General features: G+C 63.0%; 2 protein-coding genes. One reads left to right on the top strand and one right to left on the bottom strand.

The window, feature by feature from the left end; all coding sequences use genetic code 11:
* The first annotated feature begins 230 nt into the window (after positions 1–230).
* A complete protein-coding gene (locus tag NP3_RS36335) occupies positions 231–569 on the top strand; it encodes a hypothetical protein (protein ID WP_063046250.1) in 339 nt (112 codons plus the stop codon).
* A 91-nt stretch (positions 570–660) separates the two neighbouring features.
* On the opposite strand, the gene NP3_RS49430 is transcribed toward NP3_RS36335, so the two are convergent.
* The coding region (locus NP3_RS49430; protein ID WP_169814638.1) for a hypothetical protein at positions 661–898 on the bottom strand (238 nt) is incomplete at its 5' end.

Here is an 898-nt window from a genome sequence, read left to right as displayed (position 1 = left end):
GAAACGGGCGGGCCTGAGACCCGACACGGGACGACGGCAGGTACGTACTGAGGCGTCCGGCGACCGGGCGCCTTCAGTGCATTCAGGGATGAACTCAAAGACCTCACACCCCAGATCAGGTGCGCTGGCGATGCTGGGTCGGCCGAACTCGCCTGCAGAACCGATCATATAGACTTATAAAAGTCTGACAGTCTATAATCCGGGTATGACTGTACGGACGGACAAGACCGATGTCTAGCGGCGAACGCGCAGGCTCGATCACCGACGCGCTGAAGAGCGGAGCCAAGCTCAGCCCTGCAGCCAAGACGTCGACCACAGAGGACCGGTCCGACTGGCTGACGTGGACGCTGAAGATGTCGCCTGAGCAGAGCGATCACTGGAACGACCTGCTGGCCAAGCTGGCCAAGCAGGCCGGACTGCGTGTGCGCACCAGCGGCCGCGCCAGCACCCGCAGTGTTGGCAGCATCAGCCGCCGCGACATGGTCGAGGCCCTGGTCGATTTGGCCGAGCATGACTCGGCGGTCTGGAACTTGCTCGTCGACAAAATGCGGGTCTGGGAGCCGCGGTAAGCCGCTGTAACTCGAGATCCGACACAGGGCCCGGAGCGAATCGCTCCGGGCCCGTTCTCATAGAACTCGCCGCGAACCGGCCTTTGTTCGACTACACGCTGATCGGAATGTGCGCCCGTCCGGTCAGCCGGAGTTCGGTGTAGTGCGCCAGTCGGTTGATCTGGTCGATGAAGCGATCGGTGTTGGCGTGGCAGACCGCGATCAAGGACAGGGTGTCCGCTCGTCCGGTCGTTGGATACCGGCCCTGGTCGCCACGCGGGTCGAGGCGGTGGAAATCCTGGATGAAGCTGACGATGAGTTGCTGGTCGGCGCCATCCCCGAGCAGATCA

It is taken from the genome of Nocardia pseudovaccinii NBRC 100343 (genome assembly GCF_001613225.1).
Lineage (GTDB): Bacteria > Actinomycetota > Actinomycetes > Mycobacteriales > Mycobacteriaceae > Nocardia > Nocardia pseudovaccinii.
The sequence above is the reverse complement of the archived record's forward strand: the minus strand, read 5'-3'. Positions and strand labels throughout refer to the sequence as shown.

Bases quoted from the DNA above. Each gene is read 5' to 3' on its own strand.
- NP3_RS36335 (WP_063046250.1), top strand. From the start codon at position 231: ATGTCTAGCGGCGAACGCGCAGGCTCGATCACCGACGCGCTGAAGAGC.